The organism is Nonomuraea sp. NPDC050536 (assembly GCF_044457685.1).
Taxonomy (GTDB): Bacteria; Actinomycetota; Actinomycetes; order Streptosporangiales; family Streptosporangiaceae; genus Nonomuraea.
Window position 1 is genome coordinate 77,585 of the sequence record NZ_JBITHD010000008.1, and the last position, 16,910, is coordinate 94,494.

At 68.4% G+C, this 16,910-nt stretch carries 17 protein-coding genes; 5 read left to right on the forward strand and 12 right to left on the reverse strand.

Annotated features, from left to right (window positions below):
* Positions 1 to 24 precede the first annotated feature (24 nt).
* Positions 25 to 618, forward strand: coding sequence for a ThuA domain-containing protein (locus ACIBHX_RS23425; RefSeq protein WP_397069574.1), 594 nt, complete (start codon positions 25 to 27; stop codon positions 616 to 618).
* Positions 603 to 1,724: a Gfo/Idh/MocA family protein gene (locus ACIBHX_RS23430; RefSeq protein ID WP_397069317.1), complete on the forward strand. Its 1,122-nt coding sequence runs from the start codon at positions 603 to 605 to the stop codon at positions 1,722 to 1,724. Before ACIBHX_RS23425 ends, ACIBHX_RS23430 begins: the two co-directional genes overlap by 16 nt.
* A gap of 82 nt (positions 1,725 to 1,806) precedes the next feature.
* Here ACIBHX_RS23430 and ACIBHX_RS23435 read toward each other — a convergent pair whose 3' ends face one another.
* Positions 1,807 to 2,454 carry an SDR family NAD(P)-dependent oxidoreductase gene (locus ACIBHX_RS23435; RefSeq protein ID WP_397069575.1) on the reverse strand — a complete coding sequence of 216 codons (648 nt, stop codon included), beginning with the start codon at positions 2,452 to 2,454 and terminating at the stop codon, positions 1,807 to 1,809.
* A gap of 118 nt (positions 2,455 to 2,572) precedes the next feature.
* Here ACIBHX_RS23435 and ACIBHX_RS23440 point away from each other — a divergent pair, with 118 nt between their 5' ends.
* On the forward strand, positions 2,573 to 3,442 hold the full coding sequence (locus ACIBHX_RS23440) for an AraC family transcriptional regulator (RefSeq protein ID WP_397069318.1): 870 nt from the start codon (positions 2,573 to 2,575) through the stop codon (positions 3,440 to 3,442).
* A 3-nt stretch (positions 3,443 to 3,445) separates the two neighbouring features.
* On the opposite strand, the gene ACIBHX_RS23445 is transcribed toward ACIBHX_RS23440, so the two are convergent.
* The 3 genes from ACIBHX_RS23445 to ACIBHX_RS23455 form a co-directional block, all read right to left on the reverse strand.
* Complete coding sequence (locus tag ACIBHX_RS23445; protein ID WP_397069319.1) at positions 3,446 to 4,270, reverse strand: carbohydrate ABC transporter permease; 825 nt, start codon at positions 4,268 to 4,270, stop codon at positions 3,446 to 3,448.
* A complete protein-coding gene (locus tag ACIBHX_RS23450; RefSeq protein ID WP_397069320.1) occupies positions 4,267 to 5,079 on the reverse strand; it encodes a carbohydrate ABC transporter permease in 813 nt (270 codons plus the stop codon). The genes ACIBHX_RS23445 and ACIBHX_RS23450 overlap by 4 nt, the downstream gene beginning before the upstream one ends.
* Before the next feature lie 126 nt (positions 5,080 to 5,205).
* On the reverse strand, positions 5,206 to 6,516 hold the full coding sequence (locus tag ACIBHX_RS23455) for an ABC transporter substrate-binding protein (protein ID WP_397069321.1): 1,311 nt from the start codon (positions 6,514 to 6,516) through the stop codon (positions 5,206 to 5,208).
* A gap of 111 nt (positions 6,517 to 6,627) precedes the next feature.
* Here ACIBHX_RS23455 and ACIBHX_RS23460 point away from each other — a divergent pair, with 111 nt between their 5' ends.
* Positions 6,628 to 6,900 carry a hypothetical protein gene (locus tag ACIBHX_RS23460; RefSeq protein ID WP_397069322.1) on the forward strand — a complete coding sequence of 91 codons (273 nt, stop codon included), beginning with the start codon at positions 6,628 to 6,630 and terminating at the stop codon, positions 6,898 to 6,900.
* A 227-nt stretch (positions 6,901 to 7,127) separates the two neighbouring features.
* Here the strand turns inward: ACIBHX_RS23460 and ACIBHX_RS23465 are convergent, their stop codons facing one another.
* The gene (locus tag ACIBHX_RS23465) at positions 7,128 to 8,048 is read right to left on the reverse strand and encodes an alpha/beta fold hydrolase (protein WP_397069323.1); all 921 of its coding nucleotides are present in this window, start codon (positions 8,046 to 8,048) and stop codon (positions 7,128 to 7,130) included.
* 47 nt (positions 8,049 to 8,095) lie between these two features.
* Between ACIBHX_RS23465 and ACIBHX_RS23470 the strand changes: the two genes are divergently transcribed.
* Positions 8,096 to 8,671 (forward strand): TetR/AcrR family transcriptional regulator, encoded by a 576-nt coding sequence (locus ACIBHX_RS23470; RefSeq protein ID WP_397069324.1) that lies wholly within the window; start codon positions 8,096 to 8,098, stop codon positions 8,669 to 8,671.
* 79 nt (positions 8,672 to 8,750) lie between these two features.
* On the opposite strand, the gene ACIBHX_RS23475 is transcribed toward ACIBHX_RS23470, so the two are convergent.
* The 7 genes from ACIBHX_RS23475 to ACIBHX_RS23505 are packed head-to-tail and all read right to left on the reverse strand — an operon-like array spanning position 8,751 to position 16,773.
* A complete protein-coding gene (locus ACIBHX_RS23475; protein WP_397069325.1) occupies positions 8,751 to 10,343 on the reverse strand; it encodes an AMP-binding protein in 1,593 nt (530 codons plus the stop codon).
* Between the two features lies 1 nt (position 10,344).
* The gene (locus tag ACIBHX_RS23480; RefSeq protein ID WP_397069326.1) at positions 10,345 to 11,682 is read right to left on the reverse strand and encodes a carboxylesterase/lipase family protein; all 1,338 of its coding nucleotides are present in this window, start codon (positions 11,680 to 11,682) and stop codon (positions 10,345 to 10,347) included.
* Positions 11,676 to 12,971 (reverse strand): M28 family peptidase, encoded by a 1,296-nt coding sequence (locus ACIBHX_RS23485; RefSeq protein ID WP_397069327.1) that lies wholly within the window; start codon positions 12,969 to 12,971, stop codon positions 11,676 to 11,678. The genes ACIBHX_RS23480 and ACIBHX_RS23485 overlap by 7 nt, the downstream gene beginning before the upstream one ends.
* Positions 12,968 to 13,777: a carbohydrate ABC transporter permease gene (locus ACIBHX_RS23490; protein WP_397069328.1), complete on the reverse strand. Its 810-nt coding sequence runs from the start codon at positions 13,775 to 13,777 to the stop codon at positions 12,968 to 12,970. The genes ACIBHX_RS23485 and ACIBHX_RS23490 overlap by 4 nt, the downstream gene beginning before the upstream one ends.
* Complete coding sequence (locus ACIBHX_RS23495) at positions 13,774 to 14,655, reverse strand: carbohydrate ABC transporter permease (protein WP_397069329.1); 882 nt, start codon at positions 14,653 to 14,655, stop codon at positions 13,774 to 13,776. Before ACIBHX_RS23495 ends, ACIBHX_RS23490 begins: the two co-directional genes overlap by 4 nt.
* On the reverse strand, positions 14,652 to 15,905 hold the full coding sequence (locus ACIBHX_RS23500) for an ABC transporter substrate-binding protein (RefSeq protein WP_397069330.1): 1,254 nt from the start codon (positions 15,903 to 15,905) through the stop codon (positions 14,652 to 14,654). The genes ACIBHX_RS23495 and ACIBHX_RS23500 overlap by 4 nt, the downstream gene beginning before the upstream one ends.
* Positions 15,906 to 15,915: 10 nt before the next feature.
* Positions 15,916 to 16,773, reverse strand: coding sequence for an alpha/beta hydrolase (locus ACIBHX_RS23505; RefSeq protein ID WP_397069331.1), 858 nt, complete (start codon positions 16,771 to 16,773; stop codon positions 15,916 to 15,918).
* Positions 16,774 to 16,910 lie beyond the last annotated feature (137 nt).

A 16,910-nucleotide genomic window follows, 5' to 3' on the forward strand; every position in this document is an offset into this window, starting at 1 on the left:
CACGTACCCGCCGAAGCCACCGAGATGTTCATCCCGTTCCTGGCGGAACACGGATACGACGTCGTCGTGTCCGACGACCTCGACGTCTACACCGACACCGCGCTCATGTCGCAGACCGACGTGATCCTTCAGTGCTGGACGATGGGCTCGCTCGACCAGGATCAGGTGAAGGGGCTGCGCACCGCGGTCGAGTCCGGTGTCGGACTGGCCGGATGGCATGGTGGCGTGGTCGACTCCTTCCGCCAGTCGGCGGACTATCTCCAACTCGTGGGTGCCCAGTTCGCGGCTCATCCCGGGGGCATCCACGAGTACGCCATCGACGTGGTGGCCGCCCGAGGCGACCACGATATCGTCAGGGACCTGCCCACGACGATCACCGTCGAGGACGAGCAGTACTGGGTGCTGTGCGACCCCTGCAACGAGGTTCTGGCCACGACGACAGTGCCGGTTCGCGACGGCGACCCGTGGAGTGCGCCGATCACCTTCCCCGCCGTCTGGACCCGCAGATGGGGAACAGGCCGGATCTTCGTCTGCACCCCCGGCCACCACCTTCCCACCCTCGAGATGCCCCACATCCGCACCATCATCGAAAGGGGTTTGCTGTGGGCGAGCCGTTGAACGTAGGCCTGGTCGGCGCCGGGAACATCAGCAGCCAGTACCTGCGCACGCTCGGCGCTGTCAGCAACCTGCGGATTGTCGCGGTGTGCGACGCCGACCGGCAACGCGCCAGGGACGCGGCGGCGATGGCGCCCGGATCCAGATCGACCACGCTGGACGAACTGCTGGCCGCCGGCGACGTCGACGTCGTTCTGAACCTGACGCCGCCCGCAGCCCACGCCGAGGTCGCGCTGGCGGCGATCGCCGCCGGCAAGCATGTGTACGGGGAGAAGCCGCTCGCCACCAGCACGGCCGACGCCGCGGCAGTCGTCGAGGCGGGGAAGCGGGCCGGGCTGCGTGTCGGGGGCGCGCCGGACACCGTTCTCGGAACCGGCATCCAGACCGCCCGCAAGGCCGTCGAGGACGGTGTGATCGGTAGGCCGACCTCGGCAACAGCGGTCATGGGGGTCTTCGGCCACGAGACATGGCACCCCAACCCCGAGTTCTACTACCTGCCCGGCGGCGGGCCCCTGCTCGACATGGGTCCGTACTATCTGTCCGCCCTCATCCACCTGCTCGGTCCGGTGAAGTCCGTCATGGGCGCCGGCAGCCGGCCGCGTCCCCTCCGGACGATCGCCAGCGGTACGCGCGCGGGAACGACGTTCACAACAAGCGTCGACACGCACATCACCGGCATCCTCGAACACGAGAGCGGGGCGTTGACGACGTTGATCATGAGCTTCGACGTGCTGGCCACGCAGGCGTCGAGCATCGAGGTCCACGGCACCGCGGGATCCCTCGTCGTCCCGGACCCGAACCTCTTCGACGGCGACTGCAAGGTGCGGAACCCCGGGGACAGCGCCTGGCGGGTGCTCGCGCCGTCCGCCGGGTTCGTCGGGTCGAGCCGAGGATACGGTCTGGCCGAAATGGCCGAGGCGATCGGTGAAGGCCGATCCCACCGTGCCTCCGCTGAGCTGGCGTACCACGTCCTCGACTGCTCGCACAGCTTGCTGGAGGCGGCGAACAAGCGCACGACGCTCGATGTGAGCAGCCGATGCGAAGTGCCGCCGCTCGTGCCGCTCAACGATGAGGCGTTCGGAAGGGCGTCGAGCCGCCGGCTCGGATGACTCCGGGCAGGAACTCGGTCCGCCCGTGGGTGCCGGAGGCACTGCGGGCCTCGCAGCTCGGGCGCCGCGGACCGGTCCTCGGTCAGCTCCCGAACCGGCCGCGCAGTCCTTCTGTGACCTCCCACAGCCGCCCGGCCACGGCCGTGTCGTACGACTCCGGTGACGAGGAGATCGGCGTGAACCGGTTGTAGTAGCCGCCGTTCCGCACGTCCTTCTCGGCCGCCAGCGCCGCCACCGGGGCCGCCCCGTGCTCGGCGGAGGCCGACAACGCGCCCATGAGTGCCACCTGCACGCGGGGGAACTCCCGCCCGAGGTTGGTGCGGACCATGCCCGGATGCAGCGCGACGACCGTCAGCTCGGGATGGCGGCGGTGCAGCTCGTAACCGAACATCAGGTTGGCCAGCTTGGTCCGGCTGTAGGCCATGAAGGGGTCGTAGCCACGCTCGCTTTGCAGGTCGCCGAAGTCGACGCGTACCGGCCCGCCGCCGCGCAAGGGCGCCCTGTGCCCCTCGGAGTTGACGTTGACCACCCGCCCGTCGCCGCGCCTGAGCAGCGGCAGCAGCGCCCCGGTGACCGACCAGGGCGCGAGGTGGTGCACGGCGAAGTTGAGCTCGAACCCCTCGTCGCTCGTACGGCGGTCGGGCAGCATCACCCCGGCGTTGTTCACCAGCGTGTCGACGGTCTTGACCGAAGCGGCCACCTCCTTGGCGACCCGCTCGACCCGCGCCAGCCCGCCCGTCCAGGCAGCTCAAGCGGCGTGCGTGCTCGTGAACCGCCCCAGGTTTCGTGGAGGCCGCACCGTTCACGGCGATGGGGCTAACCTGCTGCTATTTGCGGGAAGGGGACCCATGGATTCTTCACGGCATCCTGTTGGACCTGTCGACTGGGTGAAAGGTCAGGAGCACTGGGATCACTGGTGGCGCTACCTCACCCCCACCTCCGTCCACCACCGGCTTGGTCTCGCCTGCCTGGCGGTAGGGATGCAGAATGGGCGGCTCCCCACGGTCGGTCCCCGCACGCTGGACCATTATGTCGCGGTGATCGTGGTATCAGGTGCGGGCTGGTTCTCCTCCGGGGGACGACCACCGGTGGACGTCGTTGCCCCGTGCCTGCTCTGGCTGTCACCGGGCGTGGAACACCATTACGGACCCTACGAGCCGGGCTGGTCGGAATGCTTCGCCGACTTCACGGGACCGTCTGTGGCCCCCTACATCGAGCTGGGCTTCCTCAACCCGGACGAGCCCGTTGTGCCGCTCACCTCGGCCGAGCCGGCCCGGGTGGTCATTCGCAAGATGATCACAGCACTCGGCCGGCCAGAACCGCACGCGGAGGTGGCGGCGGCGGCCGGCGTGCACGAACTGCTGGTCGTGCTCCAGCGCGGCCAAGTCGTCAGCCGGGACAGCGGCCCGGTCCTTGAAGCGCTGTCCCGTGACGCGTGCCAGCCGTGGCCCATGCTCGAGCACGCCAAACGGCTCGGGATGAGCCTTACCGAGCTGCGCGAGTTGGTCAAGCGCAGTGCGGGTTGCAGCCCCAAGGATTACGTGCTGACGATCCGGCTGAACCTCGCCAAGGAACTGCTGGCGACGACCGACCTGCCGGTGGCCGCGGTGGCCCGGCGCGTCGGCTACGACGATCCGGCCTACTTCACCCGGCTGTTCACACGCCGGGTCGGTACATCGCCAAGAACGTTCCGGGAGCATCAGTCACGGACTCACTGATGGTCACTTGATGCTGCCTGCCGCCAGGTCTGCCTTCCAGAACCGCTGCAACGACAGGAACGCCAGCACGACGGGGATGAGGGACAACAATGCTCCCGTGACGACCGCGTCGCGCAGGAACCCGGTCCTGATGCCGTGCCACCTCACCAGTCCGAGCGTGAGGGGCCACAGCTCCTGGTCGTTCAGCAGCATCATCGGCAGGAAGAAGTTATTCCAGATCGCGACGAACTGGAACAGGAACAGGGTCACCATCGCGGGGGCCATGAGTCGCAGCCCGACGGTGAAGAAGAGCCGAGTCTCGCCCGCGCCGTCCACCCGGCCGGCGTCCAGCAGTTCGTCCGGGACGGCGACCTGGGCGTATGCGCGCGCGAGATAGACACCGAACGGGCTGACCATGCTCGGCAGCAGCATTCCCCAAGCCGTGTTGATCAGGCCTGTCCTGCTCTCAAGCAGGTAGATCGGGATGGTCAGCAGCGGGAGTGGCAGCAGTACCGCGGCCATGATCACCCCGAACAGCAGGTTCCGGCCCCGGAAGGGGTACTTGGCCAGCGCGTATCCAGCCATGGCGGCCAGCAGCATCGCCCCGAAAGCGCCGCCGCCCGCGTACAGCAGGGTGTTGAGCATCCAGCGCGGGAACAGCCCGCCGTCCTGTGACATCACCCGGGCGAGGTTGTCGCCCAGGTTCAGCCCACTGAACCAGAGCGGGTTGGTGCTGAACAGGTCGGCGCTGGACTTGCTCGCCGACACCACCAGCCACCAGATCGGCAGCAACATGTAGGCGGCCACCACGAACAGGAACGAGGTGACAAGAATGCGGGCGCGGGTCACGGGCGTGCTCCTCGGGCGGTGAGCCACGCGGAAAGGCGTAGGAACAGCAGGGACAGCCCGCCGGCGACCAGCGCGAGCACGATCGAGATCGCCGAGCCGAGCCCGTAGTCGTTGTGGTCGAGCGCGACCTGTAGCGACCACATCAGCGGGGTGAAGTCCTTTGACACCGCCGGGGTGACATCGCTGAGGATCATCGGCTCGTTGAACAGCTGAAGCGTTCCGATGATCGAGAACACGCCGGTGAGCACGAGCGACGGCCGGACCATAGGGATCTTGATGGACCAGGCGATCTTCCAAGGGGACGCGCCGTCGAGCGCCGCCGCCTCGTAGAGTTCCGAGGGGATCGCCTTGAGCGCCGAGTAGATGACGAGCATGTTGAAGCCGGTCCAGGTCCAGGTGACGATGTTCCCCATGGACCAGAGCACGGTGCCGTCGCCGAGCAGGTCGATGCCGATGACCTCGGGGTTGTAGAGGAACGCCCAGACGATCGCGGCGATCACCCCGGGCACCGCGTACGGCAGGAAGTAGACCACCCGGAAGAACCTCTTGAACCGGGCCGCTTTCCCGTCCAGGAGCAGCGCCAGGGCGAGCGCGAGCCCGAGCATGATCGGGACCTGGACCATGCCGAAGAGCAGGAGTCTGCCGACCCCTGTCAGGAACGTTCCATCCTGGAAGACCTTGGTGTAGTTGCCGAGACCGGCGAAGACCCGTTCGGGTGAGCCGAACCCGAGCCCGGACCGTTTGACCGCGTGCAGGCTCTCGTTGATCGCATAGCCGACCGGAGCGAGAAAGAAAACGATAAAGAGCACACAGAACGGGATGAGCAGGGGCGCTGCTGCCCGGCCCGGTGAGTTCCATCGCGACCGGGCGCGAGACCGCACCCCACTGGTTCGCGCATTCCGGGCTACGGAGGTGACTGCCATCAAGCTGCCTTCCTACTCGGTGACGCTGAGGCCCTTGTCCTTGATGGAGGCCACGGCCTTGGCCTGGACCGCCTTCAGCGCGTCCAGCAGGGTGCCGCCCTTGGTGACGACCTTGCCGACTTCGGTGTTGAAGGCGTCGTTGACCGCGGGAGTGGTCGGACCCCAGGCGAACGTCGGAGAAACCGTCGTGGCCGCCTTGGCGAAAGTCTGGAAGACCGGCTGGTCGCCATAGAACGGACGCCCCTTGGCGATCGACGGCAGCGAGGCGCCGTCGGCGGTCGTCGGGAACAGGCCGCCGTTGACGACCAAGTCGTCGAAGGCGCCCCGATCGGTCGACATCCAGGTCGCAAACTCGACCGCTTCCTTCGGGTTCTTGCAGCCCTTCAAGACCGCGTTGGGGGACCCACCGACGTTGCCGGTAGCGGTCTGGCCGGCCACCCAGTCAGGCATCGGCGCCACCGCCCACTTGCCCTTGGTCTTGGGCACCGAATCTTCCAGCACCTTGGTCATCCAGACCGCGCCGACCAGGGAGGCGACCTCGCCGTCGCTCATCGCCTTGAACCACGGGTCGGACCAGGCCGACTTCACATCGACCAGTTTCTTGTCCAGCAGGCCCTGCCAGTAGTTCGCCACCTTGGTGGTCGCCTCGTCGGTGATCGACACCTTCCAGGAATCGCCGCTGGTGGAGAACCAGGACGCGCCAGCCTGCCAGGCCAGGCCGCTGAACCCGTACATGTCGTCGGGGTTGAAGGAGGTGATGTAGGCCTTCGGGTCGGCGTCGTGCAGCTTCTGAGCGGCTGCCGCGAACTCCTCCCATGTGGTCGGAACGGCGATCTTGTGCTTCTCGAAGACGTCCTTGCGGTAGAACAGGCCCATGGGTCCGGAGTCCACTGGAATGCCGACCTGGCGGCCGCCGAAGGTCACGGAGTTGAGCGCCCACGGCTGGAACTTCGCGGCCGACTCCTTGGCGTACGGAGTGATGTCCTCGAGCGCACCCTCGACCAGGAAACTGGCGAGCGTCTCCGCGCCGACCTGGGCCAGGCAGGGGGCGTTGCCGGCCTTCACCGCGCTCAGCATCTTCTGGTAGCCGCCCTTGCCTCCGGGCTCCACCTGCGTGAACTTGATCTGGATGTTCGGGTGGCCGGAATTCCAAGCCGCCGCGGCCTTGTCATAGCCGGGCGCCCACCCCCACCACTCGACGGTCACCGGACCCTTCGCCGCGGGCTGCTGGGCCGGTTCCTGCCTCTCGCTGTCGCCGCAGCCGGCCAGCGCTCCGCTCAGGAGCACGCCGGTAAGGCCAAGAGCGAGCGACGCCTTGCGCATAGTCGATCATCCTTTCGATCCCTCAGAGAGTTCCGTAACCGTCCCGTGCCACGGGTTGAGATTCCATGGACTATCGCTCGGGGGCTGTTGCATTTTGCTCGCCGGACGTCCATGGCCCGAGCAGGCCCTCGGGTATTCGATGGCAGCAAGCTGTCCGGCCAGACCAGCGATCTGACCAAGGTCCAGATCAACGGCACCGAGTACACCCCTGCCGTCACCACCACTCCCGGCACCGACTGGGTGGACTACGCCATGCGGGTCACAGAGCTCGACATGACGCCCAGCACACAGACCCGCCCGGGGGTGTGCTCGATCACAGCCAGAATGTATTGCCGCTGCCCGTTGAGGGTGACGGCCTCGATGAAATGCCAGGTGCGAGCGTGACGCTGCTTCAACAGATCCCGGTGCCAGCGCAGGATGGTGTCCGGGCGGACGAGGAACTGCAGTCGACGTAGGACCTCACGAGGCAGAGATGCCAAGAGCACAGCGAGGAAGGCTCGGTCCTCGGGAGCGAACCTCACCCTCGTGCCGATGCCTGGCGGAACCGCAACACCGACAACCCCCGCCTACGCAGGATCGTCAACAGGGCGAACGTGGCCTGATGCGGCGCTCTAGGTCGCCTCGACCTTGGCCAGGAAGGCGTTGACAGTGGTTTCGATGCGCTCGGGGAATTCGCCGTTGATGGCGTGCGATGCCTCCGGCCAGAGTTCGACGATGCCGTGCCGGAGCAGGCGGCGTGCCCGTGCCGCGGCCTTGGAGGGAGCGTGGATGATGCTGCGGCCACCGAGGATCACCAGGGTGGGCAGATCGATCCCGGCGATCTGCTCGTCGGTGGGGTAGGTGGGCCGGGGAAGGCTGGTGGTGAAGTCGCGCATGCCGGAGGCGATCAGCGCGGCGACAGGGTCGTCTTCGGAGGCGTCGGCGCCAGCGGAGATCCAGCTCAACAGGCGCCGCCGGACGGCCTTGGGCATGGGGAGCACCGACCCCAGAGAGACGACGACGACCTTCCAGGTGATCCCACCGAAGGTAGCGGCCGGTTCGAGCAGGACGAGCGAGCGAACTCCGGCCGGCCGGTGAACGGCGAGATTGAGCGCGGACCAGCCGCCGATCGACAGACCCAGCACGTGAAGCGCCTGTTCGGGCAGGCCGTCGATCAGCGACGCGAGCCAGGCCGCCTGGTCTTCGGAGGAGGTCAACTGGCAGGTCTGCACCGACAGGCCTGCCTCTCCGATGAGGTCTATCGCGTACACCGGGCGGCTTTTCGCCAGGCCGGCCAGGTTGGCTTCCCACATGGGCGCAGCCGCTGCGCGACCGGGCAGAAGCAACAGCGGCACCCCGTCGGCGGGCCCGAACCGGTAGACGCGAACGGTGCCGAAGTCGGTCGACACATTCAGCGTCGCGCTCGGCGCGGGCAGGCCTGCCATCGCGCGGTCGTAAGCCTGCCGATATCTGGTGTAGGCGGCGGCGTCGCGGAAGTGGCCGAGCCGTCCTGCCTTGAATGCCGCCCCGATGTTCGGTGTGATGGTGTCCATGGCAACCTCCTATACGATCGTATTGTAAAGGCTCCGCAGGAGGGACGATGCCGAAGCACGTGGATCACGATGCGCGTCGTGAAGAGATCGCCAGGGCCGCGCTTCGGCTGTGCGTGCGTGAGGGCCTGGCATCGGTGACCATCGGACGCGTCGCGACGGAAGCCGCGATCTCCAAAGGGCTGGTCCAGTACTACTTCCCCACCAAGGAAGCGCTGTTGCAGCTCGCCGCGACCATGCAACGGCGCGACATCGAGAGCGCCGTCGCGGCAGCCGTACACCCGGATGAGCCACCACGTGCGGCGCTGCGTCAGGTCCTTCTGGCACTGGTGAATCTCGGCACTGAACAGATCCTGGCAGGCCACGCATTTCTCGCTTCCGCCGCTGCGGACCCCCAGATTCACCAGCTCTACCGAGAGGGGTCGTCCGCTGCGACCGCCGCTGTCGCGCGACTTGTCACCGAGGCTTGCGGTTCAGCTGTCGCCGCCGAGGCGGAGGCGCGCATCCTGCTCGGCGTGGCAGGAGCACTCGCCGACGCGCGCATGCTGGGCGAGATCAGCCCCAGTGAGGCCATCGCGGTACTCGATCTGCAGTTGAGCCGTCTCATCGCGGGTTCGGCGAGCTGAACTTTTCCTCGAAGGCCCGCTCTCCGTCTCCAGGCACCTCCCGGAGTGAGATCCAGGATGTTCCAGCCTCACAACCAGCTCACTGGTCGAGCCCGAGCAGATGTACGCCCTCCTCGCGCATCTCGACCTTGCGGATCTTGCCGGTGACCGTCATCGGGAACCCGTCGACGACGTGGACGTGGCGCGGGATCTTGTAGTGGGCGAGCTTGCCGGCGCAGAACTCCCTGACGGCCTCGGCGGTCAGGGGTGTGCCGCCCTGGCGGATGACGACCCAGGCCATGAGCTCCTCGCCGTACTTCTCGTCGGGCACGCCGATGACCTGCACGTCGGCGATGTCCGGGTGGCGGTAGAGGAACTCCTCGATCTCGCGCGGGTAGATGTTCTCGCCGCCCCTGATGACCATGTCCTTGATCCGGCCGACCACGTTGACGTATCCGTCGGCGTCCATGGTGGCCAGATCGCCGGTGTGCATCCAGCGGGCGTCGTCGATGGCCTCGGCCGTGCGCTCCGGATCGTTCCAGTAGCCGAGCATCACCGAGTAGCCGCGTGTGCAAAGCTCGCCGGGCTCGCCGCGCGGCACGGTCTGCCCGGTCTCCGGGTGCGTGATCTTGACTTCGACGTGCGGCATCACCTGTCCGACGGTCTCGGTGCGGCGCTCCAGGCTGTCGTCGGACCTGGTCATGGTGGAGACGGGCGAGGTCTCGGTCATGCCGTAGCAGATAGCGACCTCGGCCATGTTCATCTCGGTGACGACGCGCTTCATCACCTCGACAGGGCAGGGCGAGCCCGCCATGATGCCGGTGCGCAGGCTGGACAGGTCGTACTGCCCTGCGAGGGTGAGCTCGGCGATGAACATGGTCGGCACGCCGTACAGAGAGGTGCATCGTTCCTGCTGGACGGCCCGCAGCGTCGCCTCAGGGTCGAAGCCGGGCGCGGGGATGACCACGCACGCCCCGTGCGAGGTGGCGCCCAGGTTGCCCATCACCATGCCGAAGCAGTGGTAGAAGGGCACCGGCAGGCAGACCCGGTCGGCCTCGGTGTAGTGGATGAGCTCGCCGACGAAGAAGCCGTTGTTGAGGATGTTGTGGTGCGACAGCGTGGCGCCCTTGGGGAAGCCGGTGGTGCCCGAGGTGTACTGGATGTTGATCGCGTCGTCGGCGCTCAGCGACGCCATGCGCTCGCGCAGCCGCTCCTCGGGGGCGGTCAGCGCCAGCAGCCGGTCCCAGCCGGGGTCGCCGAGGTAGACGACGTCGGCGAACCCGATCTCCTCGACCATCGCGCGGTAGTCACTGCCCTTGTGCGTGAGCGCGCTGATGAGCAGGCGCAGGCCCGACTGCCTGACGACGTAGTCGAGCTCGTGGCCGCGGTAGGCGGGGTTGACGTTGACCAGGATCGCGCCGATCTTCGCGGTGGCGTACTGGACGATCATCCATTCGGCGCAGTTGGGCGCCCAGATACCGATCCGGTCGCCCTTGGCGATGCCGGAGGCGAGGAGAGCGAGGGCCAGCCGGTTCACCTCAGCGTCGAGCTCGGCGTAGGTCCAGCGACGACCGGAGGGCACGTCGACGAGTGCCTCGCGGTCGCCGAAGCGCCGCACGGTCCGCTCGAAGTTGTCGCCGATGGTCTCGCCGAGCAGCGGGGTCGGCGCCACCGCGCTCGAGTAGGACCACATGTCACAAACCTCCATCGAAGATCATGGTGTGCCCGAGTGGCCAGCCGGGATCGCCGGTGCGGGCGAAGCGCACCCAGGCGGCGTGCATCGCGTCGGCCACGGCCTGCGGCGCGCCTGGCCCTGCGGTGCGTTCGACGCCGGGCGCGTCGAGCACGTCGAAGACGAAGGGCAGGTCGAGGTTGTGCACCGCGCCCACGCGTCCGCCGCCGACCGGGCTCTCGACGGGCGACTCCCACCGGAACTCGTAGGCGTGGGCGGGCCTGGCCTCGCGGATCCAGCGCGTCTCGCGGGTGAACAGGTGCTCGGTGTAGGCGCGTCCGATGCGCTCGGCGGGCGTGAGACCGGGCTCGTCGACCCGGACGCCCAGATGATCGAGCAACGCCTGCGCGGAGGCCTCGTCCACGTCGGCGGCCAGACGGCGGACGAATACGTCGGCCTCCTGCGAGGTGCACCCGACCAGCAGCGGAACGTCCCCACGCAAGGCGGCGAGCGGGATCGAAGGGATCAGGTCGCCGTCGACGACCGGCTTGATCGGCACCGACTCGTTCAGCCCGCCCGAGTCGCCGGTCAGCGGCGGCGGCTGCTCGGCCACGAGTTCCGCAGGGGACAGCCGGGCGAAGGCGGACCTGGTCGGCTCGATCTCCAGCCGGGCGGCGAGCGCCTTGGCGTAGTCACGCGCCTGCTGCTCGGTGGCGACCAGGGTGGCCGAGCCGCTCATCACGATCGCGCGCCGGAACAGCCCTCGGGCGCGGGGCATCGTCAGCAGAGTGGCCACGGCGGCGCCGCCCGCCGACTGCCCGGCGATCGTCACGTTGCCGGGGTCGCCGCCGAAGGCCGCGATGTTGTCGCGTACCCATTCCAGCGCGGCCAGCCAGTCGAGCACGCCCCGGTTGAGCGGGGCGTCCTCCAGGGCCAGGAAGCCCTCGAAGCCGAGCCGGTAGTTGGCCGCCACGCAGACCACGCCGTCGCGGGCGAAGCGGGTGCCCTGGTGCCAGGCCGCACCGTTGCCGCCGATGGAGAACCCGCCGCCGTGGATCCAGACCAGCACGGGCAGCCGGGTCTCGCCGGTCGAGGGGGTGCGCACGTCGAGGTTGAGGCAGTCCTCGCCGACCGCGAAAACGTCGGGCGCGTACAGGCCGATGTCCTCGCCTGTCGCCTGCGGGGCCGCAGGACCGTGCGTGACGGCGGGCCGTACGCCGTCCCACGCCGGCGGCGGGACAGGCTCGCGGAAGCGGTGCTCGCCGAAGGGCGCGGCGGCGTACGGCACGCCGAGAAAGGCGAGCACGCCCTCCTCGACCTTGCCCTCGACCAGCCCGGCAGTGGTTCGCACGGTCACCATCCGGCTGTCCCTTCGACGATCCGGATCGCCGCCCTGGTGAGCGGTACGAGGCTGTCCGAGTGCACCTTGTCGAGGGTGTCGGCCGAGTCGAACAGGTACATGGGAGCCGACAGGAAGTGCACGAGCGGCACCCCCTCCGGGTGGAAGAAGGCCCCGTCGGTGGGCGGCATCGGGGAGAACACGTCAGGCGGCAGCACGAACGAGCGCCTCAGGTCCTCGGCGACGAGAGCCTCCGTTACGAGGCTCGCAAGACCAGGTGTGGTGAACCACCAGCCGGGTTCCGGATCCTCGGTGGGCACCAGTTCGCCGTCCACGACCACGCACCGCCGGGCTGCGTGCTCCAGGTGGAGCTGGAGGACGACGTCGCCGAGCAGGGCGCGGTTCTCCTCGATGAAGGCCCGGGTGCCCGCTGCGTGCGCCATGTGACCTGCGGTCAGCAGGAAGAGCAGGTTGTGCGGCCGGTCCCGCTCGGGCACGCTCGCCCAGTACTGGGCGGCGGCCAGCACCAGCGCGATCCCCGAGGCGTCCTCGACGGCCGAGGCCCAGGGCGCGTCGTGGTGCGAGCCGATGATCACCCACTGGCTGGAGCGGCCGGGGAGCGTGCCGATCACGTTGTGCGAGACGGCCGGGCCCGTCTCCGACTCGACGGTGAGCGTTCCCGTGCAGGGGCCCTCGTCGACCAGGTCGAGCACCCGCCGCGAGTCGCCGCCCGACAGCCAGACGGCCGGGAGGTCTCGGTGCACGGCGTCGTAGGGCACGTAGTAGTCGCGTGTCTCCCACGGAACCCCGGTCAGCGCCCCCGCGAAGGCGGCGGCACCGCCGTCCATGACGCCCTGGATGACGTCGAGGTAGTCGAGCTGGAACGGCAGCGTCTGGACCAGCTCGTCGAAGACGCCCTCGGGGTCGTGCACGGCCGTCGCCAGGTCCCTGAGGTAGGACTGCGGCAGCTCGGTGAAGGTGTACTCGGGCACGACGATCGCACCCGGCACGACCTCGCGGCTGACCGGCGCGCTCACGATCGCCTTCGGCGTGGTGTACGGCAGGGCGGACGCCGCCACCCGCACAACTCTCGACGGGTCGGCATCCAGGCGCACTACCAGGGCCGCCGTCAGCGGCCGCCAGACGGGCAGCTCGACCGGCGCCAGCCGTACGTCGTGGAGCCCGAACTCGGTGAAGCGCTCGGCGGCCCACGCGGCGGTCCAGTCGTCGGCCGGATAGCCGGGACGCCTGATGCCCCGCGAGGTGACCGTCTCGATCCACTCCATCATCCGCGCGGTGTCGGGGATCATCGTTTCAGCCCTCCGAAGGTGAGCCCCGCCACGTAGTAGCGCTGCAGCGCCACCATCAGGATGAACGGTGGCACGGCGGTGACCAGGGCCGCGGTGGTGGTCAGGTGATAGTTGAAGCCGACCTCGCTCTGGAAGTTGGCCAGCCCTACCGGCAACGGCCACAGCTCCTGCTCGTTGGCCACGATCAGCGGCCACAGCAGGTTGTCCCACTGTGCCAGGAAATGCACGAGGAACAGGGTGACGAGCGCGGGCTTGAGCAGCGGCACGGCGATGCGCGCGAAGATGCGGGACTCCCCCGCGCCGTCGACCCGCGCGGCCAGCAGCAGCTCCTTCGGGATGCCCAAGGCGAACTGCCGCACCAGGAAGACGCCGAACGCGCTGATCATGCCGGGCACCATCATGCCCTGGAAGGTGTTGACCCAGCCGAGCCCCTTCACGATGAGGAAGACGGGGATGACCAGGACCATCGGGGTGAGCGCGAGTGTGCCGATCACCAGCGCGAACAGGACGCGGCGGCCGGGGAAGGACAGCTGGGCCATCGCGTATCCGGCGGCGGCCGAGAAGATCACGTCCAGGACGCCGGTACCGACGCACAGGATGAGGCTGTTGCGGAGGTAGGTGGGCAGGTTGCCCTCGCCGAACAGCAGCCTGATGTTCTCGGGCAAGTGGAAGCCGTTGAAGACCAGCCCGCGCAGGTCGGTGTCGTCGGGCGCTGAGGCGACGACGAGCATGGCGTAGACCGGCAGCAGCATGAATCCGACCGCGACGATCAGCCAGACGGTGCGCAGGATGCTTCCCGCTCTCATTCGTCGCCTCCCTTCAGGAACCCGAACTGCAGCGCCGAGACGATCACCATGGCGACGAGCAGCACCATGCCCATCGCGGCGGCGTAGCCCATGTGCTCGTAAGGGAAGGCGTTGGCCCAGATGTAGTACGGCAGGACCTGGGTGGCGTCGGCGGGCCCGCCGCCGGTGAGCAGGAAGGCGGGCACGAACGCCTGCATCGCTCCGGCCACCGAGATGACCAGGACGAACAGCAGGGTCCTGCGCAGCAACGGGAGCGTGATCCGGGTGAACGTGGTCACCGCCCCTGAGCCGTCGATGGCGGCGGCCTCGTACACCTCGCCGGGCAGCGCCTGCAGCCCGGCGGTCAGGATGATCACGAACAGCCCCATGCTCTTCCAGACGACCATCACGACCAAGGCCCAGATGGCCAGGTCGGAGCTGGTCAGCCAGGACTGCGGATCGATCCCGACCAGGCCGAGAAGGGTGTTGGCCAGGCCGCGGTCGGAGTAGATGATCACCCAGACCATGGACGTGGCGACGAGCGGCATCACGGCCGGAATCATGACGAGCGCTCTGAGCCCGCGGTTGAGCCGTCCCGGCTTGCTCAGCGGCACGGCCACCAGCAGCGCCAGCACGATCGTCGGGACGACCGTGCAGACCGTGTAGACGACGGTGATCCACGCTGAGTTGAGGAAGCCGGGGTCGGCGAACATGCGCTCGTAGTTGGCGAGGCCGATCCAGTTGGGCGTCCCTGCCATCTCGTAGTCGGTGAAGCTGAGATAGATGGTGGCCAGGAACGGGACGAGCCAGAACACGACGAAGAAGACGGCCACCGGGAGGGTCAGCGCCACGCCCGCCGTGGCCTGGGGCCGGGCTCTGACGCTGCCGAGCACGCTCACAGGGCCAGTCGCACGGTGGAGTCGAAGGTCGCCGCGGCCTGGGCGGGGGTCGACTTGCCGTGGGCGACGGAGTCGACGGCGCCGGCCGCGGCCTTGGCCAGTTCGAGGGTGCCGGGGATGATCGGGCCGAAGTCGACGTGCGGGAGACTGTCGGCGACGATCTTCATGATCTCGGACTTGCCGCGCGGCCCTGCGTCGCGCCAGCCCTTTGTCGGGATGATGATGCCGTTGTCGAGGTTGGCGGCCACTGACGGGGCGCCCTGCAGGTAGTTGACGAGGTGCCAGGCGGTGAACTGGTTGGGCGAGTCCTTGGCCACGCCCCAGCCCCAGGTGTAGGCGGGAACAACGGGCGGGCCGCCGGCCCAGGTGGGCATGGGCGCGACGCCGTACTGCTTGCCGAAGGTGAGCTTGGCCTTGCCCAGCTTCTCCAGGGCGGGGCCGAGGAAGGCGCCGCTGACGACCATGGCGGCCTCGCCGGAGTAGAACAGGCCGAGCGCGCCCAGCGGGTTGGAGAGCTTGGGGTTGCCGATCCCCGACATGTACGTCAGGGCGTTGAGGCCCTGCTCGGTGGCCAGCGACGCCTTCGCGCCGCCCGCTGCGACGAGCTCGCCGCCCTTGCCCTGGACAAGGGCGGTCAGCGTCATGAGGGCCCACTGCGGGTCGCCGTAGAGCCACTGCATGCCGACCCGCCTGCGATCCTCGGAGGTGAGTTTCGCGCTGTACTCGGCGACCTCCTCCCAGGTCGCCGGCGGCTTGTCGGGGTCGAGTCCGGCCTCCTTGAACCGGTCCTTGCGGTAGTAGAGCATGCAGGGGTTGAAGTCGATGGGCACGCCGTACGGCACGCCCTGGTAGGTGAGCGGGGTGGTCGTGCCCGGCTCGTAGTTCTGCAGCGAGAGCGCCTTGGTGTCGACGGGCGCGAGCCGCTTCTTCTTGGCGTGCGCGGGGAAGCTCCAGTGGCCGATCTTGAAGACGTCGGGCGGGGCGCCGCCGCTGAAAGCGGTCAGCAGTTTGGCGTCGAGCTGGCCCACGGGCAGGTAGAGCAGCCGCACGTCGACCTGGAAGTCGGCCATGTAGCGGTGCACGAGCTGCTGGAACTGCGGGCCGGTGTCCTGCGAGCCGTGGAGCCAGACGTTGACCGTGCCCTGCGGCCTGCCGTCCGCGGTCTGCTGCCGGGTCTGGTCCTTGCCGCATCCGGCGAGCAGGGTGAGCGCGCCGGCGGCGAGTAACCCACGCCGCGTCAGATCCGCCATGGTGGTTCTCCTAGGTGAGGTTCTTGAGGGCCTGGTTCTGCCAGGCCGTGTTGGTGGGCAGCTCGGCAGTGCTGCCGGCGAACGCCCCGCGGGCCTGGGTGTCGGCCTGCAGGCGGTACCTCAGCCAGGCGGTCACATAGCCGAGGAAGCCCCCACCGGTGTTCTGGATGTCGTTGTGCCCCGCACCTTTGAGCAGCGCCCTGCCCGCTCCGGCGGTGGCCTGGTCGTAGTAGCCCTGCACGGTCGCGGCCGAGGAGATCAGCCAGTCGTCCGCTCCGCTGAGGAAGAGCACCGGGCAGGTCAGGTCGGCGACGGAGAACTCGTCTCCTGGGCTGGCCATCCACTGCGCGGGCACGGCGATCGGCACGACGGTCTTGATCAGCCCGGCGGAGTCGTTGGCCGCGTTGATGGAGCCGCCCGCGCCCTGGGAGTGGCCGACGGCGGCGACCTGGGCGGTGTTCAGCTTGCCGTGGAAGACGCTGGCGGGGTCGGTGTTGAGGCTGATGAGGTGCTGGGCGGCGGCGAGGATCTCGGCGCCGGTGCCCGTGGTCGTGTCGGTGGAGGCGACCACCGCGAAGCCCCACGAGGCGAGGTGGTTGAGCAGTCCCGGATAGTTGTCGGGGGTGGCCCACGAGCCGTTGCCCCATGTGACGATCGGGTGGGTGACGCCGCCCGAGCCCAGGGTCGAAGGGTAGTAGAGCCGGTGGCCGCCCGAGGTGCCGGTGGCGACCGGCCACGGACCCGTTGCCTTGTAGATCGTCTCGATGGTGGAGGCGGCGTTGGCCGCGGTGGTCCACGACAGGAATCCGGCCGACATGAGGCCGAGCGCCCCTGCCCGTAACACCTGGCGGCGGGTGAAGTTCTCCATGGTCACCTCGTAGGCTATTTGGAGACGTGAACGTCTCCTAAGAGAGGGAAGTACGATCGGTGAGCGATGTCAAGACGTGAACAGAAGGAAGTTCCAGCGGCCCGGCCACTCCCCAGGGGGCGACACGGACTCTCCCC

Coding starts and splice junctions, on each gene's coding strand:
- ACIBHX_RS23485 (WP_397069327.1), bottom strand. CDS start 12,971: ATGATCCCCGACACCGCGCGGATGATGGAGTGGATCGAGACGGTCACC.
- ACIBHX_RS23425 (WP_397069574.1), top strand. CDS start 25: ATGTTCATCCCGTTCCTGGCGGAACACGGATACGACGTCGTCGTGTCC.
- ACIBHX_RS23460 (WP_397069322.1), top strand. CDS start 6,628: ATGGCCCGAGCAGGCCCTCGGGTATTCGATGGCAGCAAGCTGTCCGGC.
- ACIBHX_RS23490 (WP_397069328.1), bottom strand. CDS start 13,777: ATGAGAGCGGGAAGCATCCTGCGCACCGTCTGGCTGATCGTCGCGGTC.
- ACIBHX_RS23455 (WP_397069321.1), bottom strand. CDS start 6,516: ATGCGCAAGGCGTCGCTCGCTCTTGGCCTTACCGGCGTGCTCCTGAGC.
- ACIBHX_RS23500 (WP_397069330.1), bottom strand. CDS start 15,905: ATGGCGGATCTGACGCGGCGTGGGTTACTCGCCGCCGGCGCGCTCACC.
- ACIBHX_RS23465 (WP_397069323.1), bottom strand. CDS start 8,048: ATGGACACCATCACACCGAACATCGGGGCGGCATTCAAGGCAGGACGG.
- ACIBHX_RS23470 (WP_397069324.1), top strand. CDS start 8,096: ATGCCGAAGCACGTGGATCACGATGCGCGTCGTGAAGAGATCGCCAGG.
- ACIBHX_RS23475 (WP_397069325.1), bottom strand. CDS start 10,343: ATGTGGTCCTACTCGAGCGCGGTGGCGCCGACCCCGCTGCTCGGCGAG.
- ACIBHX_RS23480 (WP_397069326.1), bottom strand. CDS start 11,682: ATGGTGACCGTGCGAACCACTGCCGGGCTGGTCGAGGGCAAGGTCGAG.
- ACIBHX_RS23440 (WP_397069318.1), top strand. CDS start 2,573: ATGGATTCTTCACGGCATCCTGTTGGACCTGTCGACTGGGTGAAAGGT.
- ACIBHX_RS23505 (WP_397069331.1), bottom strand. CDS start 16,773: ATGGAGAACTTCACCCGCCGCCAGGTGTTACGGGCAGGGGCGCTCGGC.